Annotated in this window: 25 protein-coding genes and 1 tRNA gene; 9 read left to right on the forward strand and 17 right to left on the reverse strand. The window is 63.8% G+C overall.

Annotation, left to right across the window (positions count from 1 at the left end; all coding sequences use genetic code 11):
- Window positions 1-74: 74 nt before the first annotated feature.
- The 12 genes from xth to LRP30_RS00145 all read right to left on the reverse strand — a co-directional run bounded on the left by xth (window position 75) and on the right by LRP30_RS00145 (window position 11,954).
- A complete protein-coding gene (xth, locus tag LRP30_RS00090; RefSeq protein ID WP_249758961.1) occupies window positions 75-890 on the reverse strand; it encodes an exodeoxyribonuclease III in 816 nt (271 codons plus the stop codon).
- Between the two features lie 207 nt (window positions 891-1,097).
- Window positions 1,098-1,853, reverse strand: a complete 756-nt coding sequence (locus tag LRP30_RS00095; protein ID WP_128937064.1) for an outer membrane lipoprotein carrier protein LolA — start codon at window positions 1,851-1,853, stop codon at window positions 1,098-1,100.
- 152 nt (window positions 1,854-2,005) lie between these two features.
- Entirely contained in the window at window positions 2,006-4,480 is a 2,475-nt protein-coding gene (locus tag LRP30_RS00100; RefSeq protein WP_249758962.1) for a DNA translocase FtsK, read from the reverse strand.
- A gap of 9 nt (window positions 4,481-4,489) precedes the next feature.
- Window positions 4,490-5,704: an aminotransferase class I/II-fold pyridoxal phosphate-dependent enzyme gene (locus tag LRP30_RS00105; RefSeq protein ID WP_249758963.1), complete on the reverse strand. Its 1,215-nt coding sequence runs from the start codon at window positions 5,702-5,704 to the stop codon at window positions 4,490-4,492.
- Window positions 5,705-6,021: 317 nt separating this feature from the next.
- A complete protein-coding gene (locus LRP30_RS00110) occupies window positions 6,022-6,426 on the reverse strand; it encodes a GFA family protein (protein ID WP_128930522.1) in 405 nt (134 codons plus the stop codon).
- 202 nt (window positions 6,427-6,628) lie between these two features.
- Window positions 6,629-8,077, reverse strand: a complete 1,449-nt coding sequence (locus LRP30_RS00115; RefSeq protein ID WP_128930523.1) for an ammonium transporter — start codon at window positions 8,075-8,077, stop codon at window positions 6,629-6,631.
- 38 nt (window positions 8,078-8,115) lie between these two features.
- Window positions 8,116-8,454, reverse strand: a complete 339-nt coding sequence (locus tag LRP30_RS00120) for a P-II family nitrogen regulator (RefSeq protein ID WP_008142813.1) — start codon at window positions 8,452-8,454, stop codon at window positions 8,116-8,118.
- Window positions 8,455-8,879: 425 nt separating this feature from the next.
- Entirely contained in the window at window positions 8,880-9,482 is a 603-nt protein-coding gene (locus tag LRP30_RS00125; RefSeq protein WP_249758964.1) for an ATP-dependent Clp protease proteolytic subunit, read from the reverse strand.
- A gap of 41 nt (window positions 9,483-9,523) precedes the next feature.
- Complete coding sequence (locus LRP30_RS00130; protein ID WP_249758965.1) at window positions 9,524-9,880, reverse strand: hypothetical protein; 357 nt, start codon at window positions 9,878-9,880, stop codon at window positions 9,524-9,526.
- Window positions 9,877-10,191 carry a metalloregulator ArsR/SmtB family transcription factor gene (locus LRP30_RS00135; RefSeq protein WP_018646000.1) on the reverse strand — a complete coding sequence of 105 codons (315 nt, stop codon included), beginning with the start codon at window positions 10,189-10,191 and terminating at the stop codon, window positions 9,877-9,879. The genes LRP30_RS00130 and LRP30_RS00135 overlap by 4 nt, the downstream gene beginning before the upstream one ends.
- Window positions 10,192-10,233: 42 nt before the next feature.
- Window positions 10,234-11,535, reverse strand: coding sequence for an ammonium transporter (locus tag LRP30_RS00140; RefSeq protein ID WP_249758966.1), 1,302 nt, complete (start codon window positions 11,533-11,535; stop codon window positions 10,234-10,236).
- An 80-nt stretch (window positions 11,536-11,615) separates the two neighbouring features.
- Window positions 11,616-11,954: a P-II family nitrogen regulator gene (locus LRP30_RS00145; RefSeq protein WP_028176997.1), complete on the reverse strand. Its 339-nt coding sequence runs from the start codon at window positions 11,952-11,954 to the stop codon at window positions 11,616-11,618.
- A gap of 234 nt (window positions 11,955-12,188) precedes the next feature.
- On the opposite strand from LRP30_RS00145, the gene LRP30_RS00150 reads away from it, so the two are divergent.
- Complete coding sequence (locus LRP30_RS00150) at window positions 12,189-13,088, forward strand: DUF4339 domain-containing protein (protein ID WP_249758967.1); 900 nt, start codon at window positions 12,189-12,191, stop codon at window positions 13,086-13,088.
- A 4-nt stretch (window positions 13,089-13,092) separates the two neighbouring features.
- Here the strand turns inward: LRP30_RS00150 and tesB are convergent, their stop codons facing one another.
- Window positions 13,093-13,956, reverse strand: coding sequence for an acyl-CoA thioesterase II (tesB, locus tag LRP30_RS00155; RefSeq protein WP_128930528.1), 864 nt, complete (start codon window positions 13,954-13,956; stop codon window positions 13,093-13,095).
- 136 nt (window positions 13,957-14,092) lie between these two features.
- Here tesB and LRP30_RS00160 point away from each other — a divergent pair, with 136 nt between their 5' ends.
- Window positions 14,093-15,313: a ubiquinone biosynthesis hydroxylase gene (locus LRP30_RS00160; RefSeq protein WP_249758968.1), complete on the forward strand. Its 1,221-nt coding sequence runs from the start codon at window positions 14,093-14,095 to the stop codon at window positions 15,311-15,313.
- Between the two features lie 213 nt (window positions 15,314-15,526).
- Here the strand turns inward: LRP30_RS00160 and LRP30_RS00165 are convergent, their stop codons facing one another.
- A complete protein-coding gene (locus LRP30_RS00165) occupies window positions 15,527-15,724 on the reverse strand; it encodes a Trm112 family protein (RefSeq protein ID WP_028133418.1) in 198 nt (65 codons plus the stop codon).
- 124 nt (window positions 15,725-15,848) lie between these two features.
- On the reverse strand, window positions 15,849-16,379 hold the full coding sequence (locus LRP30_RS00170) for a TetR/AcrR family transcriptional regulator (RefSeq protein WP_249758969.1): 531 nt from the start codon (window positions 16,377-16,379) through the stop codon (window positions 15,849-15,851).
- A 111-nt stretch (window positions 16,380-16,490) separates the two neighbouring features.
- On the opposite strand from LRP30_RS00170, the gene LRP30_RS00175 reads away from it, so the two are divergent.
- The 4 genes from LRP30_RS00175 (at window position 16,491) to LRP30_RS00190 (ending at window position 20,666) form a co-directional block, all read left to right on the forward strand.
- Window positions 16,491-16,841 (forward strand): hypothetical protein, encoded by a 351-nt coding sequence (locus LRP30_RS00175; RefSeq protein ID WP_249758970.1) that lies wholly within the window; start codon window positions 16,491-16,493, stop codon window positions 16,839-16,841.
- A gap of 204 nt (window positions 16,842-17,045) precedes the next feature.
- Window positions 17,046-17,324 (forward strand): PepSY domain-containing protein, encoded by a 279-nt coding sequence (locus tag LRP30_RS00180; protein ID WP_091882699.1) that lies wholly within the window; start codon window positions 17,046-17,048, stop codon window positions 17,322-17,324.
- Window positions 17,325-17,373: 49 nt separating this feature from the next.
- Window positions 17,374-17,964 (forward strand): cytochrome b/b6 domain-containing protein, encoded by a 591-nt coding sequence (locus tag LRP30_RS00185; RefSeq protein WP_128942204.1) that lies wholly within the window; start codon window positions 17,374-17,376, stop codon window positions 17,962-17,964.
- Window positions 17,965-18,164: 200 nt separating this feature from the next.
- On the forward strand, window positions 18,165-20,666 hold the full coding sequence (locus tag LRP30_RS00190; protein WP_249758971.1) for an EAL domain-containing protein: 2,502 nt from the start codon (window positions 18,165-18,167) through the stop codon (window positions 20,664-20,666).
- 12 nt (window positions 20,667-20,678) lie between these two features.
- Here LRP30_RS00190 and LRP30_RS00195 read toward each other — a convergent pair whose 3' ends face one another.
- Window positions 20,679-21,356 carry an LON peptidase substrate-binding domain-containing protein gene (locus tag LRP30_RS00195; RefSeq protein WP_091882705.1) on the reverse strand — a complete coding sequence of 226 codons (678 nt, stop codon included), beginning with the start codon at window positions 21,354-21,356 and terminating at the stop codon, window positions 20,679-20,681.
- A gap of 32 nt (window positions 21,357-21,388) precedes the next feature.
- A complete protein-coding gene (trxA, locus tag LRP30_RS00200; RefSeq protein WP_128944581.1) occupies window positions 21,389-22,312 on the reverse strand; it encodes a thioredoxin in 924 nt (307 codons plus the stop codon).
- Between the two features lie 272 nt (window positions 22,313-22,584).
- Here trxA and LRP30_RS00205 point away from each other — a divergent pair.
- The 3 genes from LRP30_RS00205 (at window position 22,585) to LRP30_RS00215 (ending at window position 25,385) form a co-directional block, all read left to right on the forward strand.
- Window positions 22,585-22,659: transfer RNA gene (locus tag LRP30_RS00205), tRNA-Gly, on the forward strand.
- A 76-nt stretch (window positions 22,660-22,735) separates the two neighbouring features.
- Complete coding sequence (locus LRP30_RS00210; RefSeq protein WP_164940045.1) at window positions 22,736-23,722, forward strand: NAD(P)-dependent oxidoreductase; 987 nt, start codon at window positions 22,736-22,738, stop codon at window positions 23,720-23,722.
- 382 nt (window positions 23,723-24,104) lie between these two features.
- Entirely contained in the window at window positions 24,105-25,385 is a 1,281-nt protein-coding gene (locus tag LRP30_RS00215; protein WP_249758972.1) for a PQQ-dependent sugar dehydrogenase, read from the forward strand.
- Window positions 25,386-25,459: the final 74 nt, after the last annotated feature.

Below are 25,459 nucleotides of genomic sequence, written 5' to 3' on the forward strand. Positions count from 1 at the left end.
GGTGCGACTGCCGACGTCCTCGCGCAACAACGAAGACTGGTGGTAATGGGCCCTGCCTTTCGCCAGGGCGACAATCATAGATCCAGCGTCACCGTGACGGGGACATGGTCCGACGGCCGCTCCCAGCTCCGGGCATCGCGAAGAATCTTGAAATCACTGACGGCATGCTTCAGCGCGCGCGAGACCCAGATATGGTCGAGCCTGCGACCGCGATCGCCGACGGTCCAGTCGGCGGAGCGGTAGCTCCACCAGGTATAGACCTTCTCCGACATCGGAATGCGCTCGCGCGCGACATCGATCCATTCGCCGGCCGCCAGCGCCGCCTTCAGCTTCTCGGTTTCGACAGGCGTGTGTGACACCACCTTCAGGAGCTGCTTGTGCGACCATACGTCGTTCTCGTGCGGGGCGACGTTGAGATCGCCGACCAGGATGTGACGGTCCTCGCCGCGCGGATGCAGCGGCTCGCAGGCCTTCATCTCGTCGAGGAAGCGAAGTTTGTGGTCGAACTTCTCGTTCAGCGTGGGATCGGGAATGTCGCCGCCGGCGGGCACGTAGAAATTATGCAGCACCAGTGGCTTTGCGATGTTGGCCTTCTCGCCGAACGACACCGAGATGTGCCGCGAATCGATCTTGTCGCAGAAGGTGCGGATGTCCTTCGATTCGAACGGGATCTTCGAGACGATGGCGACACCGTGATAGCCCTTCTGTCCGTTCAGCGCGACGTGCTCATAGCCGAGCCGCTTGAAGCGCTTCAGCGGAAAGGCGTCGTCGATGCATTTAGTCTCCTGCAAGCACAGCACGTCCGGCCGCGCGCTCTTGAGGAATTTCGCGACCAGATCGATGCGCAGCCGCACCGAATTGATGTTCCAGGTTGCCAGGGAGAGACGCATGAGGGATGCGTCTTAGCAAGCTCTCGTAGGGTGGGCAAAGGCGCAAAGCGCCGTGCCCACCGTCTTTTCGGGTGCGAGATGTGAGGATCTGGGCGTGCTTTTGTAGGGTGGGCAAAGCGAAGCGTGCCGACGTGCCGATCGAGAGGAGGAAAAAGATGGTGGGCACGACGCAAACGCGCCTTTGCCCACCCTACGGCAGCGGAGCGCTTAACCCGGCGATGGGCCGTAATTGGTGAAATCGATCTTGAACATGCCCGGATCGAGTTTCTTGCTCGAATCCAGATTGTAAACCGCGATCGTGGTGTCGTAGCCCTGCGGGTCGGTGACGGTCCACTGCTTCAACTGGCCGTCCTTGGCGCCGAACATCAAGAGGAGGCGGCTGGTGCCGACCAGCGCCTGCTTCTCCTCGATAGTGACACTGGTGAAGACGTCGTCGGCCGAGACGTTGACGACGTTGGTGTCCTTCATCAGGTCGATGCGATCGGACAGCAGGAAACGCAGCGGCGTCTGCGACAGCGGATAAATGTCCTGGGTCGCAAGCTTGCGATCACGCACCACCAGCGATGATCCGTCGGCGACGATGTCGATCGGGCTCGGCGCGTCATATTCGAAGCGGACCTTGCCCGGCTTCTGGATGTAGAAATCGCCCTGCGTCTTGCTGCCGTCGGGGCCGACCTGGACGAAATTCCCGACCAGTGTCTGGAGCGAGGAGAGATAGGCGCTGATCTTGGCGGCCTGCGCCTTTTGGTTGGCATCGAAGGTCTGGAAGATGCTGCTCGGCACGTTGCGGCGCGGATCCGGAATGACCGGATTCGGCGGCGCCTGCGTCGCACCGGTGACGGCGGGCCCTCCCCCCGCCGCACCGCCATCGCGGCCCTTCGGCGCTGGCTTCGGCACGGGCACGGTCTGCGCGAGCGACGTAGCGGTCACCATCGCGGCGGTGACGAGAAGCACGCCGGCCACGCGCGCGCTTCGCGCAGCGATGGTGGCAGCGAATCGAATGTCCGGATGTCTGATCAACGCGTCGTCCTAACGTGGCTGGGCGCCTTTTAGCGTGATTTCGGGCAAAAGCAGATATCGATTTTGCGTGAAATGATGTGTTGAGGCTCCTCGCCTCACATATGGCTGTCTTCTTCCTCGACCAGAATCTCGCGCTTGCCGGCATGGTTGGCGGGCCCGACGATGCCTTCCAGTTCCATGCGCTCCATCAGCGATGCAGCGCGATTATAGCCGATTTGCAGGCGGCGCTGGATGTAGCTGGTCGAAGCCTTGCGGTCGCGTTTGACGATGGCAACGGCCTGCGCGAACAAATCGCCGCCGCCATCGGCACCCATGCCCGTCGCGTCGAACACTGCGCCGTCCTCGTCCTCGGTGGGCTCTTCGGCCGTGACCGCTTCGAGATATTCGGGCTGGCCCTGAGTCTTGAGGTGACGCACCACCTTCTCGACCTCCTCGTCGGAGGCAAAAGGTCCGTGCACGCGGCTGATGCGGCCGCCGCCGGCCATGTAGAGCATGTCGCCTTGGCCGAGCAGCTGCTCGGCGCCCATCTCGCCGAGAATGGTGCGACTGTCGATCTTGGAGGTGACCTGGAAGGCGATGCGGGTCGGGAAGTTCGCCTTGATGGTGCCGGTGATGACGTCGACCGACGGACGCTGCGTGGCGAGGATCACGTGCAGGCCGGCGGCGCGCGCCATCTGCGCCAGACGCTGCACCGCGCCTTCGATGTCCTTGCCGGCGACCATCATCAGGTCGGCCATTTCGTCGACGATGATCACGATGTAAGGCAGCGGGTCGAGCGAGAGCTTCTCTTCCTCGTAGATCGCTTTGCCGGTCTCCTTGTCGAAGCCGGTATGCACCGTGCGCGTCGGCTCCTCGCCCTTGGCCTTCAATTCGAGCAGGCGCGTGTTGTAGCCGTCGATGTTGCGCACACCGAGCTTGGCCATATTCTTGTAGCGCTCTTCCATCTCGCGCACGGCCCATTTCAGCGCGACCACCGCCTTCTTCGGATCGGTCACAACAGGCGTGAGCAGATGGGGGATGCCGTCATAGACGGAGAGTTCGAGCATCTTGGGATCGACCATGATCAGCCGGCACTGGTCGGGGCGCAACCTGTAGACCAAGCTGAGGATCATGGTGTTGATGGCGACCGATTTGCCGGAGCCGGTGGTACCGGCGATCAGCATGTGCGGCGTCCGTGCGAGGTCGATGATCACGGGGTCGCCGCCGATGGTCTTGCCGAGGCAGAGCGGCAGCTTTGCCACCGTGTCGGTCGCCTCCTTCGCCACCAGCAGTTCGCGCAGGTAAACTTTTTCGCGATGCGCGTTCGGCAATTCGATGCCGATCGCGTTGCGGCCGGGCACGACGGCGACGCGTGCCGACAGCGCGCTCATCGAGCGCGCGATGTCGTCAGCAAGCCCGATCACGCGCGACGACTTGATGCCGGGCGCCGGCTCCAGCTCGTACAGCGTGACCACGGGACCCGGATTGGCCTTCACGATCTCGCCGCGCACGCCGAAATCCTGGAGCACGCCTTCGAGCGAGCGGGAATTGGTCTCCAGCTCCGCCTTGCTGAGCGGCTGGCGGTCACCGGCCTTTGGTGCGGCCAGCATGGAGACGGACGGAAGATCGAACTTGTCGGAGGATTTCTTGGCAGAGGTTTTCGGCGCGGCCTTCTTGCGCGGTGCGCGCGCGGCGGGCTCCTCCTCTTCCTCCTCCTCTTCCTCTTCTTCGTACTCGTCCTCGTAGTCCTCGTCTTCGGACTGCGGTGAGATCGAGGGCGCGGCGCGGCCGCCGCCGAGATTGGGCTCCTGACGGCTGAACTGAGCGGCCTTGGTCTTCGGCCCGCTCGAGACCAGCGAGCGGTAAGCGGCACCGAAGAGCCAGATCAGTCGCGCCTTGGTGCTCATCAAGGCGTGGAACAGCCAGCCCAGCGACACCGAGCCGCGATCGCTCTCCTCGTCTTCGTCGAGCGGTTTGTCGTCATCCTCGATCTCTGCGAGCTCGTCGTCATGCTCGCGTGCGCCGAGACCGCAGGCGATCAGGAAGGTCGCCGTCATCGCGGCGAACAGGATCGTGCCCAGCACGATGCGATAGATTGTTCCTGCAGGTCCGAAGATCACGGCGGGCGCGCGCACCAGGGCATCGCCGACGACACCGCCGAGGCCGGTCGGCAGCGGCCAGGCGCCGCCATGTGGCCAGCAGCTGACAAAGCCCGCGGCGATCACCGTGCAGAGAATCCAGGAGCCGAGCCGCAGCGCTTCGCGGTCGAACGGGCGATGCGTCATCATGCGCCAGCCCCAGACCGCGACGGTCAGGACCAGCATGATCGCGCCAAGGCCGAGGATCTGCATCGAGAGGTCGGCACCGATCGCACCGGCATAGCCGAGGATGTTGCGGATCGGCCGTGAGGTGGCGTGGCTGAGGCTGGGATCCTGCACCGACCAGGTCATCAGCGCCGCCGATGCGACGCCCGCCAGCGCGATCAGGCCGAGGCCGGTGAGCTCGCGCAGACGTCGCGCCAGCCCCTCTCGGATCGAGGGCGGCAGATGGCCGACCAGTGGAATGACACGTTCGATTGCCGACATGCTCATGGGCCCCGCCTAACCCAGAGTCTCGACCAGGCGGTGCAGCGCTTGCGCCGTGGTCTCGCCATCCTGCACCAGCGCGAGGCGAATATAGCCCGCGCCGGGATTGAAGCCGTCAGGCTGGAGCCGCGCCAGATAGCTGCCGGGCACCACGCGCACGCCTGCTTCCGTGAACAGTCTCAGCGTCACCGACACGTCGTCGCCGAACGCGGATGTGTTGAGCCAGACGCAGAAGCCGGCATCGGGCCGGCGATAGCCGTAACGATTGCCGATGATCTGGTCGGCGAGATCGAACTTGATCCGGTAGAGCCTGCGGTTCTCCTCGACATGCGCTTCGTCGCCGTAAGCAACGGTCGCGACATGCTGGAGCGGTACCGGCACCTGCGGCGCGGCGATGTTGCGCAGCTCGAGGAAGATGCCGATGAACCTCTTGTCGCCGGCGGCGAAGCCGACGCGCAGGCCGGGCAGGTTGGAGCGCTTCGACAGCGACTGGAACGCAACCACGCGGGTGAAATCGGGGCCGGCGCATTCGAGCGCGCTGCCCGGTGCCTCGCGGGTGTAGATCTCGGAATAGCACTCGTCGCTGAGGATCACGAAGCCGTAGCGGTCGGCGAGCTGCTTCAACCGCTTGAAATAATCGGGCTTGGCGACCGAGCCTTGCGGATTGGCGGGCGAGGCCAGATAGAACGCCACGGTGCGCGCCAGCGTCGCTTCGTCGATGGCGTCGAGATCGGGCAGGAAGCCGTTTTCGACCGTTGTCGGCAGGTAGACCGGCTCGCAGGCCGCGGCGCGAGCGCCGGCGCCATAGACCGGATAGAATGGGTTCGGCATCAGGATGGCAGGCTTGCCGGGGCGCGGGCCGACATAGCGCGCCGCCGCGAGCGCGGCGAGGAACAGCCCCTCGCGGCTGCCATTGAGGACGAGAATCTCGTTCTCGGGGTCGAGCGGCCGCGGCAGCTTGAAGCGCGATGACAGCCAGGCACCCGCCGCGTTGCGGAAGGGGTCGGTGCCCTTGTTCGCCGGGTAACGGCCGAACTCGGCGATGTGCTTGGCCAGCACCGGGCCGACGAAGTCAGGCACGGGATGCTGTGGCTCGCCGACTGCAAGCGTAATCAAGGGCTTACCCGGCTGATGCGGGCCCAAGAGCTCGTTCAGCCGGACGAAGGGCGAGCGTTCGCTGTCGGAGCTTCCACTGGCCTGCGGCGCACGGGATGAAGCGGTCATGACCATTCTGGGCGCCAGCACTCTTGGAACAGCCGGTCGCACCAAGGCGCCGGCGGGAAGCGGTTCAGTTCACCATAGATAGGGCGAGGTTAAGACGCGATTAACCATCGGCCGCCGCCCCCGTCCAGAGCGGGAATAATGGGGCCGGATAATAACGGGATGCATGGCCGGGTTCGTCACCTCTCCCGCTCGCGGGAGAGGTCGACGCGAAGCGTCGGGTGAGGGTTCTCTCCTCTTGGGGTCCCCCGCGGAGGCACCCCCACCCCAGCCCTCCCGCGCAAGCGGGAGAGGGAGCGCAGCGTCTCCCTGGCTCGATTCGAGCTTCAATGCCCCGGCAGCTTCTCGAATGTCTTCATGCCCGCGGGGATCGCGTGGAACTCCTGCTTGTCGCAGGTGTAGATCGCCATTTGCGGATGGAACTGGCCGGGCTCGTCCAGCGTGCCGACCTTCACGACCGCGGCCGGCAGGCCTGGAACCTTGGTCACCAGATGGGTGCCGCATTCGGCGCAGAATTCGCGCGTGACGGCGCGTTCGAGGTCTTTGCGCGTGAACTGCTTGGGCTGTCCGGTGATGTAGCTGAAGCCGGCCGCCGGCATTGCGATGAAGGTGTTGGGCGCGCCGCCGGTGATGTACTGGCATTCGCGACAATGACACTGGGCCTGCATCATCGGATCACCTTCGGCCTTGTAGCGCACTGCGCCGCAATAGCATCCGCCTTCCAAACGCATGACGACCTCCCGATTGTTGTTCTTGAGGTCGATATTTCTGCGCCGGCGGTGCGCAATGGCAATGTTTTTCTTCGGCGCTCCGACCAAAAGAAAGGGGCTCCAACTTGCGCTGGAGCCCCTCAACGGTCGGGGCATTGCCGGGTATGTGCCCAAACCGTAGGTCTGGTCGCGATCCCCGAGGAGATCGCGGCCGGGAGGAGAGTTACATGTTGTAGGCGCGCTCGGTGTGCTCGGTGATGTCGAGGCCTTCACGCTCGCTCTCGACATTGGTGCGAAGGCCAACGATCACATCGACGACCTTGTAGAGGATCGCCGAACCGATGCCCGACCACACCAGCGTGGTGCAGACGCCCCAGAGCTGGGCGATCATCTGCGTGGCGAAGTCGTAATCGGCAACCTTGGGCGGGATCGCGGTGTAGTCCATGATGCCGGCACCACCGAGCGCCGGGTTGACGAGAATGCCGGTGCCGAGGGCGCCGACGATGCCGCCGATGCAGTGCACGCCGAACACGTCGAGGGAGTCGTCGTAGCCGAGCGCGTTCTTCACGACGGTGCAGAAGAACAGGCAGACCACGCCGACCACGAGGCCGAGGACGATCGCACCCATCGCGCCGGCGAAGCCGGCAGCGGGCGTCACGGCCACGAGACCCGCGACAGCGCCGGAGATCACGCCGAGCACCGACGGATGACCCTTCACGATCCACTCCGCGAACATCCACGACAGCGCGGCGGCGGCGGTGGCGACGAAGGAGTTGGTCATGGCGAGCGCAGCGCCGCCGTTGGCTTCCAGGTTGGAGCCGGCGTTGAAGCCGAACCAGCCGACCCAGAGCAGCGAGGCGCCGATCATCGACATGGTCAGCGAATGCGGAGCCATCAGCTCCTTGCCGTAGCCGACCCTTTTGCCGATCAGGAGAGCGCCGACGAGACCTGCGATGCCGGCGTTGATATGCACCACGGTGCCGCCAGCGAAGTCGATCGCGCCCTTCTTGAAGATCCAGCCGGCGTCGGCGTTGATCTCGTCGAGCTTGGCCTGCGCCGCGGTCTTGGCTGCCGCATCACCCGCCGCAGCGAGCGCCTTGGCCGCATCCTGGATCATGTCCGGGCCGGGCCAGTACCAGACCATGTGCGCGATCGGGAAGTAGATCAGCGTGACCCAGAGCGGGATGAACAGAGCGATCGCCGAGAACTTCATGCGCTCTGCGAAGGCGCCGACGATGAGGGCGGGCGTGATCGCCGCGAAGGTCATCTGGAAGCACACGTAGATGAGCTCCGAGATGTTGGCGTCGACCGAGAAGGTGGCCGCCTTCGAGTCGGTGGTGACGCCCATCATGAAGGCCTTGGAGAAGCCGCCGATGAAGTCGGAACCGCCGGTGAAGGCGAGGCTGTAGCCGTACACGGCCCAGATCACGGTGACGACGCAGACGGTGTAGAACACCTGCATCAGGACCGAGAGCATGTTCTTGGAACGGACGAGACCGCCGTAGAACAGTGCGAGGCCGGGGATCGTCATCAACAGCACCAGCACTGTCGATGTCAGCATCCAGGCGTTGTCTCCCTTGTTGACCGTTGGCTCGGCATAGGCTGCGGTCGCAGCGAACAGGCCGACTGCGAGAGCCGCCAGTCCCGCGCCATAGGGACGCTTAAACGTCATTGTATTCACTCCTGATTGGATAAAGGTTGAGCGCGAAATCAAAGGGCCGCGGCGTCGGCCTCGCCGGTGCGGATGCGCACCGCATGGTCGAGGTTGATGACGAAGATCTTGCCGTCGCCGATCTGGCCGGTTTTCGCGGCGGACGTGATGGCGTCGATGGTCTTGTCGACCTGGTCGGAGGCGACAGCGACCTCGATCTTGATCTTGGGCAGGAAGCTCACGGCATATTCGGCGCCGCGGTAGATTTCCGTATGGCCCTTCTGGCGGCCATATCCCTTGACTTCCGTCACCGTGAGACCGTGAACGCCAATGGCGGTCAGGGCGTCACGGACTTCTTCCAGCTTGAATGGCTTGATAATCGCCATAACGATTTTCATGGGTCCTATCCCCGCTTGGCCCGGTCCGGACATGGCCGGGCGTTCTCGACTGGTTCGCCACGAGGGAGAAGTTCACTACGCGGGCTCAGCCGGGACCCGTAGAATCAAATGCCGTGCCAGATCAGGCGCGTTGCCTAACGGATTATGAAAACGCGTGTTTTCGCGCCTAACGCGCATTGCCGTGCGGTGCGATATTACGTCGCGCTCAAAACGTGGTCACGTCTGCTCAAAACGCAGGCAGGACAGGCTGCCGACACAATGTTGCTCATGTGTCGGGCAGTCAAAAGGTATTTCGATACGGGAGAAACTTGAGAAATATCGAGACCACTGCGCCCGCTGCTTACGGGATACGCTCATCGCGGCGGCCGCGGGTCGAGCCGACGAACCTCGCCGAGGGTATCCCGCTGAGGGCCGCTGTCGCACCATCAGGCGGCGTCGCGCTCTGCAAAAACCCGGTCGACCAATCCCCATTCGACTCCCTGCTGCGCGGTCATGAAGTGGTCGCGGTCCAGGGTCCGTTCCACCTCCTCTTCAGTCCGTCCGCAATGCCGCGCATAGAGCCTGGTGATGCGCCGCTTGGTTTCCTGCATTTCGTTGGCGTGGATCAGGATGTCTGACGCCTGGCCCTGGAAGCCGCCGAGCGGCTGATGCACGTGAAGGCTCGCATTGGGCAGCGCGGCGCGGTGACCGGGTTCGCCGGCCATCAGCAGGAACGAGCCCATGGAGCGCGCGGTGCCCATGCACAGCGTATGAACCGGCGCCTTGATGAACTGCATGGTGTCGTACATCGCGAGCCCGCTGGTAACCACGCCGCCATAGGAATTGATGTAGAGATTGATCGGCCGGCTCGGATTCTCCGCCTCCAGGAATAGCAGCTGCGCGCAAACCAGCCCGGACATCGCATCATTGACCTCGCCGTTGAGGAAGATGATGCGTTCGCGCAGCAGCCGCGAGTAGATGTCGAAGGATCGTTCGCCGCGGGCGGATTGTTCGACGACCATAGGGACGAGCTGAAGCATGTCGCGCATCGACGACCTCCATGTCTGCAGGTGATGAAGTTGTGTTGTTGCTAGGCCGCCGCGCGCATCAGGCAGCAATTGCTATTGGCCGGCTGCGGCAGCCTTGTTCGCTCGTCGCAGGCTTGCTGGATGATGCGAAAGCGGGTGCCGCCGCCTTCGTTCGGCTCGATCCGGAAGATGACGTGGCTCTCGCGAAATGGCGGTTTGGAATCGCGAAGCCGGTAGCGCACCTCTTCACCTGCGATCGTTGATTCCGGCTCGGCGCCGGCAAGGTCGCAATCCGGCAGCCAGCGCTCGCGCAATGCAGGAATGGTCACGGCGCGCCAGACTTTTGCCGGCGGTGCATCGAAATCATATTCGAGCACGAGGGCTTCGTCGGGACGATCAGGCTTCACGGTGTCGCTCATTGATCCATGTCCTTCAGGAGGTCAGCGAGTGCTTCCATGCGCTTCGGCCAATAGGCGCGGTAGCGCGCAAGCCATGCCCCGATGGCGACAATTCCGTCCGGGTCGACTTCGTAATTCACAAAGCGGCCCTGCCGCTGTTCGCGCACGAGGCCTGCCGCGCGCAGCACCGAAAGATGCTGCGACATCGCGGGTTGGCTGATCTCCAATCCGTCGCGCAAGGCGCTGGCATTCAGGCTTCCGCCAGCGAGCTTTTCAAAGACCTTGCGGCGCGTCGGGTCGGCCAGCGCCTTGAAGATGTCGGCTTCGATCATGACAACACATAAGCACGTACTTATGTGTCGCGCAAGCCCCTGTTACTGAAGCGCCTCGCCGTGCTGCGAAATATCCAGCCCCTCGAGCTCGTGCTCACGGGATACGCGCAAGGGCACGAACAGGCCGACCAGCTTGAGCAGGACGAAGCTCACCCCTGCCGACCATACGAAGGTGACGGCGACGCCATAGAGCTGGATCAACACTTGCTGCGGGTGGCCCTCGATCAGGCCGGCGGTGCCGCCAATGGCGCTGGTTGCGAACACGCCGCCGAGCAGGGTGCCGGTCAGGCCGCCGACGCCGTGGACGCCGAACACGTCGAGCGAATCGTCATAGTTGAAGCGGTGCTTCAGCCAGGTGCAGGCCCAGTAGCAAACCGCACCGGCAATGATGCCGATGACGATGCCGTGCCAGGGCGCCACGAATCCGGAGGCCGGTGTGATGGTGCCGAGGCCTGCGACCGCGCCGGAGATCATGCCGAGCACCGAGGGCTTGCGCCGCGTCGACCATTCGATCGCGCCCCATGTCAGGGCGCCGGCGCAAGCGGCGAGATGCGTTGCAATGATCGCCATCACCGCGCGCGAATTGGCCGCGCCGGCCGAGCCGCCATTGAAGCCGAACCAGCCGACCCACAACAGGCCGGTGCCCATCACCGCCAGCGAGAGATCGAACGGCGAAAGATTCTCGGTGCCGTAGCCGTGACGGCGCCCCATCACCTTCGCGGCGACGAGGCCGCCGGTGCCGGCGGACAAATGCACCACGAGGCCGCCGGCGAAATCCAAAACGCCCGTACTGGCGAGGAAGCCGCCACCCCACACCCAATGCGCCAGCGGAATATAGACGAAGATGAACCAGGCGACGGAGAACAGGAGGTAGGCGGAGAACCGCATGCGATCGGCGACCGAGCCCGCGACCAGCGCCACCGTGATGATCGCAAACGTCATCTGGTACAGCATGAACAGCGATTCCGGGATCGTCTTGGCCGCGGGGTTGACGCTGTCCATGGTCATGCCCGCAAGGAACCAGCGGTCGAGCGTGCCGATCCACGGGCCGTCGCCGACGAAGCACAGCGAATAACCGAACGCAACCCAGAGAATCGAAATCAGCGTCACTGCGGCGAGGCTCTGCGCCATGGTGGCAAGCACGTTCTTCTTGCGCACCATGCCGGAGTAGAACAGCGCAAGTCCGGGGATCGTCATCATCAGCACCAGCGCGGTGGCGACGATCATCCAGGCGGTGTCGGCAGTGTTGATCTCGGAGCCTGCGGCGTGCGCCGGCGAGGCAATGGCAGACGCAAATCCGATCGGCGCAGCCATAGCAGCTGCGCGGCGCAAATATCCCGCCATGTCGTTCCCCCGGCATTAACTGGCGTCGCACGCTGTGGCGTCGTTGCCCGGTGCGATCGAAGAAGATGTATTAGATTAGATCAGAGCGCGTCGCTGTCGGTTTCGCCGGTGCGGATACGCAGCGCGTGGTCGATCGGCGTGACGAAGATCTTGCCGTCACCGATCTGGCCGGTGCGCGCGGTCGCAGTGATCACGCTGACCGCCTTGTCGGCAACGTCGGACGCGACCGCGATCTCGATACGCAGCTTCGGCAGGAAGTTCACGACATATTCGGCGCCGCGATAAATCTCGGTGTGGCCCTTCTGGCGGCCATAGCCCTTCACCTCGGTCACAGTCATGCCGTGGACGCCGATCGCCGTCAGGGCCTGGCGGACCTCATCGAGCTTGAAGGGTTTGATGATCGCGACGACGAGTTTCATGGCAGGCCTATTCCCCGGGATGCGCCGCGCCGTATGTCCCCGGCGCTGCGTCAATCTGGCATCTTTCCGGGCAAATGGCACAAAAAAGTTGCAGATTGAAGCGGAAAAACGTTTGGCCATGTGAACGGCCGCCTCTGTACAGGGCAGCCGTCCATCCTTCACAATGCATTTTCGGCATGGATCGGGTGAACCTGCCGGCCCCGGGCGGTACATAAGTATTTTGGGGGACGCATCATGGCGAGTTGGTTCTACGCATCCGAGGGCAAGCAGCAGGGGCCCTTTGCGGAAGGGCAGTTCCGCGATCTCATCGCCCAAGGCGTCGTGCGCCCGGATACGCTGGTCTGGACCGAAGGCATGGCCGGCTGGCAGAAGGCCGCCGAAATCCCCGGCTTGATCGGAGGCGGCGGCGCGCCGCCGATGATGCCGGCCGGCGGCCCTCCGATGATGGGCGCCGGTGGGTATGCCAGCGCCGGCGGCTATGGTGGCGCAGGTGGAGGATCGCTGGCGGTCGATTTTGGCATCCTCGAGTTCACCTGGCGCAGCATCGTCTTGCTGATCGGAATGATCTTCGTCCTGCCGGCGCCGTGGGTGTTCGTCTGGTACACGCAATGGATCGTGTCCTGCGTGAGGGTCCCGGGGCGTCCGAATCTCAGCTTCACCGGCAATGCGATGACGTTGGTGCCCTGGTATTTCGGCTTCATCGTCCTGGCGATCGCCATCTCCTTCATCGGAAGCCAGCTGCTCAGCAACCTGCTGTTCATCGTGCAGATCGTCCTCTACTGGCTGCTGATCAAATGGATGGTCGCGAACCTCGCCTCCAACGGCCAGCCGCTGGGCCTGAGCTTCACCGGCTCGATCTGGGCCTATATCGGCTGGAGCCTGCTGTTCGCGATCTCGATCATCACCATCATCGGCTGGGCCTGGGTCGCCGCGGCGCAGATGCGCTGGTTCTGCCGCAGCGTCGAAGGCACACGGCGCGAAATCGTGTTCAAAGGCAGCGGACTTGAGATCTTGTGGCGCGGAATCGTGGCCGCGATCCTGTGCAGCTTCATCATCCCGATCCCGTGGGTGTATCGCTGGATCATGAACTGGTTTGCGTCGCAGACCGAACTCGCTCCGCGCGGCTCGCTCTAAGCGATCACGCCCTCCGCTCGCGCACGGAGCCTTCCTGCGCGACGGAGGCGACCAGCGTGCCGTCGGGCTTGAAGATCGAGCCGCGGGTCAGTCCGCGGCCCGATTGTGCGCTCGGCGAATCCTGGGCGTAGAGCAGCCATTCGTCGGCGCGGAACGGGCGGTGAAACCACATCGCATGGTCGAGGCTCGCCGGCATCATGCGCTTGTCGAACAGCGTGCGGCCATAGCGCGCCATGATCGCGTCCAGCAGTGAGAAGTCCGAGGCATAGGCGAGCGCGCACATGTGCAGCGCCGGATCGTCCGGCAGTTTCGCAGCGGTCCTGATCCAGACGTGAATGCGGCCGTCCTCGATCTTCTGGCCGAAATAGCGGCCGAGCTCGACCGGACGCAGCTCGATCGGACGATCGGATTCGTAGTAGCGGCGGATGAACTCCGGCATCTCCTTGAACATCGGCTGCTTCGCCACCTCCTCCGCCGTGAGCTTTTCCGGCGGCGGCACGTCGGGCATCTTGTCCTGGTGGTCGAACGCGCTCTCCTCCTCGGCATGGAACGACACCATGATCGAGAAGATCGCGTTGCCGTGCTGGATCGCGGTGACGCGGCGCGTCGAATAGCTCTTGCCGTCGCGCAGGCGCTCGACCTGGTAGATGATCGGGATCTGCGGGTCGCCCGGCAGGATGAAATAGCAATGCAGCGAATGCGGCAGCCGGCCCTCGACGGTGCGGCAGGCCGCCACCATCGCCTGCCCGATCACCTGGCCGCCGAACACCCGCTGCCAGCTCGTCTTCGGGCTGTTGCCGCGGAACAGGTTCACCTCGAGCTGTTCGAGGTCGAGGATCGAAATGAGGTCGATCAGGCTTTTGGACATGCGTGAGCTTTCTTGCCGTCATTTCCGGATTGAAGCTCCGAAATGACATACGGGCCGTTCCGCCCTTGTTTCACCGCACTGTTTCGCCCACCTCAAGTCTGCTAGCAAGACCAGGAATTGGCCGGGAAAGTCGGGTATGTCGGTACAGGGTAGCATTGTCATTGGCGGCGGCGCGTTTGCAGGGCTGGCGCTGGCGCTGGCGCTGCGCCAGGGGCTCGGACCCGAGATTCCCGTCATCGTCGCCGATCCCGCGCTCAGCATGCGTCCGAGCCGCGACCCGCGCGCCACCGCGATCGTGGCCGCCTGCCGCCGCCTGTTTGAGGCGATCGGCGCCTGGGACGATGTCCGGGGCGAGGCGCAGCCGATCCTCGACATGGTCGTCACCGATTCCAAGCTGGAGGACGCTACGCGCCCGGTGTTCCTGAATTTCGCCGGCGATGTCGCGCCGGGCGAGCCCTTCGCCCATATGGTCGAGAACCGCCGCCTGATCGATGCGCTGGTGGCGCGCGCCGAGGCCGAGGGCATCGATCTGCGCGCCACCACTGTCGCGTCCTACGACGCGCGTTCCGAGGGCATCGACGTGACGCTCGGCGATGGCAGCGTGATCGCGGCGAGCCTGCTGGTCGCCGCCGATGGCGCCGGATCCAAGCTGCGTGAGCGCGCCGGGATCGCCACCCACGGCTGGGAGTACGATCAGTCCGGCATCGTCGTTACCGTCGGCCACGAGCGCGATCACGAGGGCCGCGCCGAAGAGCACTTTCTGCCCGCCGGCCCGTTCGCGATCCTGCCGCTATCCGGCAGGCGGTCATCGCTGGTGTGGACCGAGCGCCGCAGCGAGGCCGCGCGCATCATCGCGCTCAGTGACGAGGAGTTCCACGCTGAACTCGAGCAGCGCTTTGGCCTGCATCTCGGCGAGGTCAAGGCGCTTGACAAGCCGCGCGCATTCCCACTGTCCTATTTCGTCGCGCGCTCCTTCATCGCCGAGCGCCTGGCGCTGGTCGGCGATGCCGCCCATGTCATCCATCCGATCGCGGGCCAGGGCCTCAACATGGGGCTGAAGGATGTCGCCGCGCTGGCCGAGGTGGTCGTCGATGCCGCGCGGCTCGGCATGGATCTCGGCGGCGCCGACGTGCTGGACCGTTACCAGCGCTGGCGCCGGTTCGACACCATGGCGATGGGCGTTGCCACCAACTCGCTGAACTTCCTGTTCTCCAACCAGTCGACGCTGCTGCGCACGGTGCGCGACATCGGCCTCGGCCTCGTCGACCGCGCCCCGCCGCTGAAGAATCTCTTCATCCGCCAGGCGGCTGGTTTGACTGGTGAAGTGCCGCGCTTGTTGAAGGGCGAGGCGCTATAGGTCTCGCTGCTGCCTTAACTCTCCGCCGTCATCCCGGACAAGCGCGCTCTCAAGCGCGCGCAGATCCGGGATCCATACGCCGCAGCAATCGTTTTGCGAAGACTCGGAGTTGCCAGCTCACGCAACCATGCAATTCCGTGGTTATGGGTCCTGGCTTTCGCCAGGACGACCCCGAGAGTGCTGCGCGGCCATCGCGTGCAACTCTCGCTTATCTCAATCGATCTTGCGCGCCTCTTCCGGTAGCATGATCGGGATGCCGTCGCGGATCGGATAAGCGAGCTTGGCGCTGCGCGAGATCAGCTCCTGCCGTGCGGCGTCGAACTCCAGCGGGCCCTTGGTCAGCGGGCAGACCAGAATCTCCAGCAGTTTCGGATCGACGCTGGCTTCGGGGCGTTCGGTGGGCGCGTTCATGGATGGTCTCCGGCAGTCGGCTGCCTCTAGCACAGAAATTCGCATCCGCCCATCGCGGCTGCCAAAGCGTTTTCCAGCGAAATGGGTACCGGTTCGCGGAAAGAAAACGCGTCAAAATAAGAATCTAAGCGGAGACCATCCGCAAGAGCTCGTCGAGCAGGGCCTGGAGCCGCGTCGGCGGCACCGGCGCGCCCGACAAGGCGAAGCCGAGAAACGTCCAGTACAGGATCTGCGAGCGCGCCTGCGCCATCGCCGGGTCGAGCCCCCGCTGCTTCAGCAGCGCCTCGATATAGTCGAGCCTGCGGCGGTCGATCGCGCGGACTGCGCCTTGCGCGGCCGCATCGAACGCCGCCCAGTTGCGCACGGCGCGCTCGAGGTCGAGCCGCGCGCCGAAGGATCTTCGCAACAGGGCATTCAGCGGCTCGTCACTGCCGGCCTCGACGTCGGCGATGATCTGCTCGGCCGCGATCTCGCGCCAGCGCTTCAGCAAGGCGGCGTGGAAGGCGCCGAGATCGGCAAAATGCCAGTAGAAGCTGCCGCGCGACACGCCCATGGCCTTGGCGAGCGGATCGGCTTTCAGCGCCGTAAAACCGCTTCTGGCGAGCGCCTTGAGCCCCTCCTTGATCCAGTCGTCGGCGGAGAGCTGTTCGGTCATGGCGGGTTCCCGATGATCAGGACCATACACGAGTGTATTGACAGATCACCGCGCGTGGGTCCATACCATACACGACTGTATGGACAACTGGATGGATCGGGAGTTTCCGTCATGCGCGACCTCCTGTTGCAATGCTCCGGCGCCGCCGCGATCGTGCTGGCGCTGATCCACGGCATGCTCGGCGAGACCAAGGTATTCGCGCGGGCCACGATCGAACCGCCGCGCCTTCGTACGCTGATCCGCTTGGTGTGGCAGGCCGGCACGGTGGCGTGGATCGGCGGCGGCGTACTGCTGCTCGCGGCACCCTGGATGCAATCCAACCTCGCCCGGCACTGGATCATCGTCACGCTCGCCGTCGTGTTCGGCTTCGCGGCACTCGCCAATGCCTTGGCGACGCGCGGCCGCCACTTTGGCTGGGTCGGCATGGGTGCTGTCGTGGCGCTTGCGGTTGCCGGCTACTAGCGACACCCGCGTCTTGGCCCGTGAGGCGTAAGGCCGCAGCGGCGCTTCAAATGCGCGCTGCATACGGAGAGCGCTGATCTTTTGACGACCGTTAGAATGAATCTAAGATTGGTCACCCCCGAACCGGATTGACTTCACCTTCACCTTTGCTTCCTTCGGCTGCGCTTCGCGCTGAGCACACAGCGCACAGAGAAGGAGATGTTCGTGAAGGTCATTCGTGTTGTTGCCATTGCGCTGACGATCGGGATTGGTATGGGATCGGCGGCCATGGCCGACGGTTTCAAGGACTGCACCAAGCTCGACAAGGCGTCGTGGAAGCCGGCCAGCGAAGCCGAAGCCAAGGCCAAGGCGCTGGGCTACGAGGTGCGGCGCTCCAAGATCGAAGGCTCGTGCTATGAGGTCTATGGCGTCAAGGAAGGCAAGCTCTATGAGCTGTTCTACAGCCCCGAAGACCTCAGCTTGAAGCACACGATTGCCAAGTAAGCTGCGCAAGTAACCTGCGGCAAGTGAGCCCCAAAGCGAAACGGGCTTGATGGAAGAAGCGGCGCGACAAACGCGCGGGGCGTCCGACAGGACCCCCGCGAATCGAATCGTTTCGCGGACGGTCGCGGTCTGGGACCTCCCGCTGCGCCTCTGGCATTGGCTTCTTGCGATCTCAGTTCTGATGGCGTGGTTCACGCCGACCGTCTATGACGGCCTTCACCGCATCGTTGGCTATGCGGTCATCGGCCTCCTCGCCTTCCGCCTGATCTGGGGCTTGATGGGAAGCCGCTATTCGCGCTTCCGGATGGTCGGCGTCAGGCTGCGCGCCGCACCACACTATCTCTGGAATCTGCGCCGCGGCATCACCGGCCGCTATATCGGGCTCAACCCCGCCGGTACCTTGATGCTGGTGGCGCTGCTGGTTTCGCTGGCGGTGTCGACGATCACGGGCGCGATGTCGGTGACCGTCACCTTTTTCGGCGTCTGGTGGGTCGAGGATACCCACCATTACTCATCGGACGCGGTCATCGTCCTGGTCGTGCTGCACGTGCTCGGCGTGCTGCTGATGGGGATTCTCCAGCGCGAGAACCTGATCCGCGCGATGTTCACCGGGCGCAAGCACATTCGCAATCGCCTCTAGGATTACCTTGCCATCGTCGCACGTGTTGTTCCCTCAGCTTGGGCGCGACTGCGGTAAGACATTCGCGATGCTCGGCAAAATCGAATTGCGCGGGGAGCATTAACGTGGCGGTAAGCATGCAATCAGACGTTGCACGAAATTAACGCGAACGACGTTTAGCCCGTCCACCATCGACACTATTGGCGATGGAGCGATATTGGATGTTCCGCGTTTTGTCCTGCCTTACCGTCGAGCATGATTTCCGGCTCGTCGTGCTCGCCGGCCTGGTCTGCTTCGTCGCGAGTATTGTTGCAGTCAGTATCTTCCATCGTGCGATCGCGGCGCATGCAAGAACGCGGCTGATCTGGGTCGCGATTGCCGGCGCTGCCATCGGATACGGAATTTGGGCGACGCATTTCGTCGCCATGCTTGCCTACGAGCCCGGCGTTACCACCGGCTACGGAATCGTGCTGACGGCACTTTCGCTTGCGACGGCAATGCTTCTGACCTCGGGGGGCTTCGGCGTTACGGTCGGCGATTCCGGCCGGTGGCGCGCGGCGGCCGGCGGCGTCATCATCGGCGGCGGCATCGCCAGCATGCACTATCTCGGAATGTGGGCACTTGAAGTGCCGGGTCGGGTTAGCTGGTCACTGGACCTCGTATTCGTCTCGATCATTCTGGCCATGTGCCTCGGCTATGCCGCTCTGGCCGTCGCGATCAGGTATCAGAATTACCGGGGCACGCTCGCCGCGGCGGTCCTGCTGACACTCGCCATCGTATCGCACCACTTCACGGCCATGGGCGCCGTGCAGATCACGCCGGATCCAACGCGTGCGACGGGCGCCCTGTCGCTGTCTCCGGCCGTGCTCGCGCTTGCTATCGCCGGTGTGGCGCTATCTGTGCTGGGCATGAGCCTGATCGGCGTGCTGGCCGATCGTCGCCTGGCAAGCAGAACCGCCAAATTCGAGGAGATCATCAGCCAGCTTTCGGACGCCCGGCAGCAGCTTGAAGACTCCCAGCAGGAACTGCAGGACCAGACGGTCAGGCTGGACACTGCGATCAACCACATGGTCGAGGGCCTTTGCATGTTCGATGCCGAAAAGCGGCTTGTCGTCTGCAACGAGCGTTATGCCCGACTGTATCGGCTGCCGCCGGAACTGCTGCGGACGGGGACATCGCACACCGAGATCATCAGGCATCGTATTGTGAAGGGAATCCTCAAGGGCGATTCCAGCGAGGGTGCTGCCGAGCAATTCATCTCGAAATTGGCGGCCCTGCCGTTCGATGCAGTCTCGAGCAGGATCGACGAGTTTGCGGATGGTCGGCTGATCCGCGTGACGCGACAGCCGATGACCGGTGGCGGATGGGTGGCCACTCATCTCGATGTGACCGAGCAACGCCGGTCCGAGGCCAAGATCACTCATATGGCGCAACACGACGCGCTGACCGATCTGCCAAATCGCGTGCTGCTCAGGGAACGTATGGAGCATGCCATTGCCGTTACGCGCAACGGCGGCCTCGATCTGGCCGTGCTCATGCTCGACCTCGATCGCTTCAAGGAAGTCAACGACACGCTTGGACATCCGGCGGGCGATTCCCTGCTGCGCGCCGTCGCTGAGCGTCTGCGCGAATGCACCACGGAAACGGCGTTGATTGCTCGACTGGGTGGCGACGAGTTCGCGGTGATCGATTACGTGACCAACCCGGCCGTGGAGGCCGCCGCCCTCGCCGAGAACATCAGAAAGGCACTTTGCGAACCCTTCGATCTCGGCGATCACCGGGTCACGGTGGGCACCAGCATCGGCATCGCCATCGCGCCGCGCGATGGCAACGATTCCGACGTGATCATGAAGAGCGCGGATCTCGCGCTCTACTCGGCCAAGAGTGGCGGACGCGGAGCATTTCGCTTCTTCGAGCCGGAACTCGACGAGCTCATGCATGCGCGACGCAATCTGGAGCGCGACATGCGGGATGCGCTTGCCGGCCGTCAATTCGAGCTTCACTACCAGCCGTTCGTCGGCGCTGCTACCGGCAAGACCATCGGCTTCGAGGCCTTGCTACGCTGGCATCACCCGCAGCGAGGCCTGGTCCTGCCGAGCGAATTCATTCCGCTTGCGGAGGAAACCGGCTTGATCGTGCCGCTGGGAGAATGGGTCTTGCGGACCGCCTGCGCGGAAGCTGCCAAATGGCCTGCCTATGTCAGGATCGCAATCAACCTGTCTCCCGCTCAATTCAGGAGCACGGAGCTTGTTCCGGTCGTTGTCGGCGCGCTGGCGAGTTCAGGAATTGCGCCGCACAGGCTCGAGCTCGAGGTCACCGAGACCGTAATCATGCATGACAGCGACGCTGTTTTTGCGGTCCTCGCTCAGCTGCGCGAGCTCGGCGTGCGAATCGCCCTGGACGATTTCGGCACGGGCTATTCATCGTTGAGCTTTCTGCAAAGATTCCCGTTCGACAAGGTCAAGATCGACCGCAGTTTCGTGGGCGAACTATCCAGCGCGAGGGCAGAGGCGCACCATCTCGCGCGAGCAGTGGTTCGTTTCGCCGTCAGCCTCGGCAAGACGACGACCGCCGAAGGCGTCGAAACGAAGGAGCAGCTGGATATCCTCCGCGAAGAGGGGTGCGCCGAAACGCAAGGCTACTATTTCAGCCGGCCGATGCCTTCATCCGACATCGCCACAATGCTGCGGGAAGATTCCGGAGCGGCCATCCGCGCTGCGTGAGGATTCAGGCCGTCACTGCAGCGGTGGATCGCCGCTGGTGCGCTTCTTGGCGAGGTCCATCTCGGTGACAGCGATCAGGATCTCGGCGCGGGTCTTCAAGTCGGGTGCCTCCAGCATGGCCTGCTTCTCCGCGGGTCCATAGGGCGACATCATTGCCAACGCGTTGACCAGTGCCTCGTTGGGAGCGCTCTCGACGCCCTCCCAATCGACCTTGAGGTTGTTGGCCTTCAGGAAGTCCGCCAGCACCGCCAGCAGCGCTTCGCGATCGACCTGGTCCTCGCCCATGCGCGCGGTGAAATCGTCGACGAAGGCGAAGAAATCCACCTTGCACTGCCGGTAGGCGGTCAGCACGTCGAGCTCCTCGACCACCTTGAAGCGCGAGACGCCCGTGAGCTCGAGGATGTAGCGGCCATCGCCGGACTCTGCGAGCTGGGTGATGCGGCCGACGCAGCCGACGCGGAACAGCGCCGGCTTGTCGGAATCCTTCGGCGAGTGCGCCACATCGGGCTGGATCATGCCGATCAGGCGATGGCCGTCACGGAAGGCATCGTCGACCATCGAAAGGTAGCGCGGCTCGAAGATGTTCAGCGGCATCTGGCCGCGGGGCAGCAGCAGCGCGCCGGGCAGCGGAAATACCGGAATGATCTCCGGAAGGTCGGCGGGCCCGCGATATTCGATGTTGATCGGCATCTGCCCGGTCCCCCTGGCGTTGCCAGCACGCCCTACGAAAATAGGATCGTCGACAAACGCTTGCGTCCCTCAACGGTTGCATCATCCGTGCCGCCCCAGGCCTCGAAGAACTGCACCAGCTGCTTGCGGGCGCCGTCGTCGTTCCACTTGCGGTCGCGCTTGATGATCTCGAGCAACTGCTCGGTGGCGGCCGCGCGGTTGCCTTGCGCATTGAGCGCGGTGGCGAGATCGAATCGTGCCTGATGATCGAGCGGGTTTGCGGCGACTTTCTGTTCCAGCTCGGCCACCGGTCCCAGCGCTTCCGCCTGCTCGGCGAGGTCGATCGTGGTCTGCACCGCTTTCACAGCGGGATCGTTGCGCTTGGATTCCGGCACCATGGCCAGCGTCTGCTTGGCCTGCTCCATCGCGCCGGACACCGCGTAGCACTTCGCAAGGCCCGCAAGCGCCGCGATGTTGGTCGAATCATGCTGGAGCGCCTCGGCATAGATCTGCGCGGCCGCAGCCGTGTCGCCCTCGGCGAGCACGGCCTCGGCCTCCTGCACGATCTCAGCGACGTTGACCTCGCCCGGCGCGGTCACGCCCTTGGTCAGCTTTTCGATGAAGGCGTTGAGCTGGCTTTCGGGCACCGCGCCCATGAAGCCGTCGGCCGGCTGGCCGTTGACGAAGGCGATCACGGCCGGGATCGACTGGATGCCCATCTGGCCCGGAATCGCCGGGTGCTGGTCGATGTTCATCTTGACCAGCTTGACCTTACCCTTGGCCGCCTTGACCGCCTTTTCCAGGACCGGGGTGAGCTGCTTGCAGGGGCCGCACCACTCCGCCCAGAAATCGATCAGCACCGGCTGGCGCTTCGATTCCTCGATGACGTCCTTCACGAAGGTCTGGGTGGTGGTGTCCTTGATCAGATCGGCGGCGGCCGGGCCCGCCGCTCCGTTACCCTGGTCGATGATCGTCACGGGATCCCCTCGTCATGTCTGGAATGGCGGCTGTTTAGCACGTCGTCGATGTAGATGCGCGTCGTCGGCTCCTAAATTGGGCCGGGACGGCCGAATTTCAATCCATTGCGGCCGATTCGCCGGTTCCGGAGCAGTTTCGGGCGATTTGGTCGCATTCAGGGTCCATATCGGGCCTCCGATTGCGAATCTATGCCGCCGGTAGCTGTTGCATTCCCCTCCCGCTTTTGGCATACGACAGCCGTTGCCGGCGCGTCACGCGACCGACACAGGATGCGGGTGTAGCTCAGTGGTAGAGCACGACCTTGCCAAGGTCGGGGTCGAGGGTTCGAGCCCCTTCGCCCGCTCCAATTGTTCCCAGAGCATCCAGCCAAACCGGGTCGGGCCGTGGTTTTCCGCGCCGCTGGCGGCTGTATTGGGTTTTGCATGACAATTCTGGTCACGGGCAGCGCCGGTCATCTCGGGGAGGCCATCTTGCGGACACTCCGGGCGCGCGGCTCGTCCGCGCGCGGGATCGATCTGAAGCCATCGCCCTTCACCGATGCCGTCGGCTCCATCGTCGACCCAGCCTTCGTCCGGCGCCAGATGGACGGCGTCACTGCCGTGATCCACACCGCGACGCTGCACAAGCCGCATGTGGCGACTCACGGCAAGCAGGATTTCGTCGACACCAACGTCACCGGCACGCTCAATCTGCTCGAGGCGGCCGCGGCCGCCGGTGTGAGGAGCTTCGTCTTCACCAGCACCACCAGCGCGTTCGGCTCGCAGCTCAGGCCGGAGGCGGGACAGGCTGTCGTCTGGGTCAGCGAGGACCTGCCGCCGGTGCCAAAGAACATCTACGGCACGACCAAGCTGATGGCCGAAAACCTCTGCGAGCTGTTCTTTCGCGAGCGTGCCCTGCCGGTCGTCATCCTGCGGACCTCGCGCTTCTTTCCGGAAGCCGATGACGATCCCGAGATGCGGTCGGCTTACACAACCGAGAACGCGCAGGCCAACGAGCTGCTCTATCGCCGGCTGGATATCGCGGATGCGGTGAGCGCCCACCTGCTCGCCGCCGAGCGCGCGCCCAGAATCGGGTTTGCCCGCTACATCGTCTCGGCCACGAGCCCGTTTGAGCAACGCCATCTCGCGGCGCTCGCGCGCGATGCCGCCAATGTCGTGCGCGAGCTCTATCCGGATTGTGCGCAGCTCTATGCGGCGCGCGGCTGGCGCCTCTTCCCTGCGATCGACCGCGTCTATGTCAACGAACGCGCGCGGCGCGAGCTGGGCTGGCGGCCCGAATTCGACTTCGCGCATGTGCTGCGCAGCTTGCATGGTGACCGCGATTTTCGTAGCGCGCTGGCGCGCGAGATCGGGTCGAAAGGCTATCATGACACGGTGTTCGACGATGGGCCCTATCCCGTCGTTTCGTGAGCGCCGCGATTGCTATTTTGCTCGACGCTTCAAATGTCTGTCCGGTGTCACCGAGAACAACCCGGCCTGAGCCGTTCTACTGTGCATGGGGTTGTTTGCGCATTTTTTGTATGATCCGCCCCGCGAGCCGCCTGCAAACGATCCGCGCGCCAACTTTATTCCGCGCTGCAGCGAGAGCGTTGTCGTCGCTCCGTTCGCTGCGCATTGACGTTCCGTCTCAATTTTCTCGGAGCGCAATCGCGTGCACGCGGCGCGCTTCTCACCGTTCGCAGATGTGCTAACCTTTTTGCGTCTGTCGTCCTGACGGACCCAAAACTTCGCCTCTCGACTAGCAAGATAAAATAACGTGCAGCCCTGACGGCTGCCTTAGGGGAGTGACGCGATGAAATTCCATCAATCCGTCTTTCGATCCGTCGTGGCGCTTGCAGCGGTTGCCCTTCTCGCGGGGACCAGCGCTGGCAATGCGCAACAGCAGGACAAGAACAGGGCGCTGAAGAGATACGAATCTGGCACCAAGGAGTTCTGGACCCATCCGCCGGACGACTGGTTCCTCGGCGACGAGACCGAGGCACAGAAGGGCCTGGCACCGCCTTCGGGTCCGCCGACCGGTGCGTCGGAGGCCGAGCTCGCGGCGATGATGAAGAAGATCAAGCTGCCGCCGGGCTTCAAGATCGAGGTTTACGCCCCCGGCGTGCTGGCCGCGCGGCAAATGGCATGGGGTGACAAGGGCACGCTGTTCGTCGGCTCGTTCGGCCTCGGCAACGTCTATGCCATCAAGGACAACAACGGAAAGAAGGAGGTCAAGACCGTCCTCAAGGGGCTGAACATGCCCACCGGCCTCGCCTTCAAGGACGGCGCGCTCTACGTCATCGCCGTCGACAAGCTGATCCGCTACGACGACGCCGAAGCCAATCTCGACAAGCTCGGCGACGGCAAGGTCGTCTACGACGACATGCCGTCCTATGCCGCGCATGGCTGGAAATACATCTCGGTCGACAAGGATGGCTGGTTCTTCCTGCCGTTCGGGCCGCCCTTCAATATCGGCATGCCGCCGACCAGCGTCGCGCAGATCCGGCGCGTCGATCCCAAGACCGGCAATGCCGAGATCTGGGCGCTCGGCGTCCGCAACTCCGTCGGCGGCGACGTCGATCCGCGCACCGGCAAATATTGGTTCACCGAGAATGCCCGCGACTGGATCAGCGATGATCTGCCCTCAGACAAGCTGAACATGATCAGCAAGATCGGCGAGCATTTCGGCTATCCCTATTGCCACCAGGGTAATTTGCCCGACGACAAGTTCGCGATGGGCCACAAGTGCTCCGAGTTCACGCCGCCGGTGCTGAATCTCGGCGCGCATGTCGCTCCGCTCGGCATGAAGTTCTATACCGGCGACCAATTCCCCGCCGAGTACAAGAACAACATCCTGATCGCCGAACACGGCTCCTGGAATCGCCACAAGTATCAGGGCGCGCGCATCGTACGCGTGATCGTCGGGCCCGACGGCAAGAACCCCAAGCAGGAGATCTTCGCCTCCGGCTGGCTCGAGGGTGACCAGGGCTATCTCGGCCGTCCCGCCGACATCGTTCTCGCCAAGGACGGCTCGATCCTCGTCGCCGATGACTGGGCCGGCGCGATCTATCGCATCAGCTACAGCAAGAAGTAGCGCGACGTAACGGAAGGCTGCGACCGGGCGACGGTCGCAGCCTCTTTCATTCTCAAAGTCTCATGCGTCGTTCC

This window comes from Bradyrhizobium sp. C-145 (assembly GCF_023375135.1).
In the GTDB taxonomy this organism is placed as follows: domain Bacteria; phylum Pseudomonadota; class Alphaproteobacteria; order Rhizobiales; family Xanthobacteraceae; genus Bradyrhizobium; species Bradyrhizobium zhanjiangense.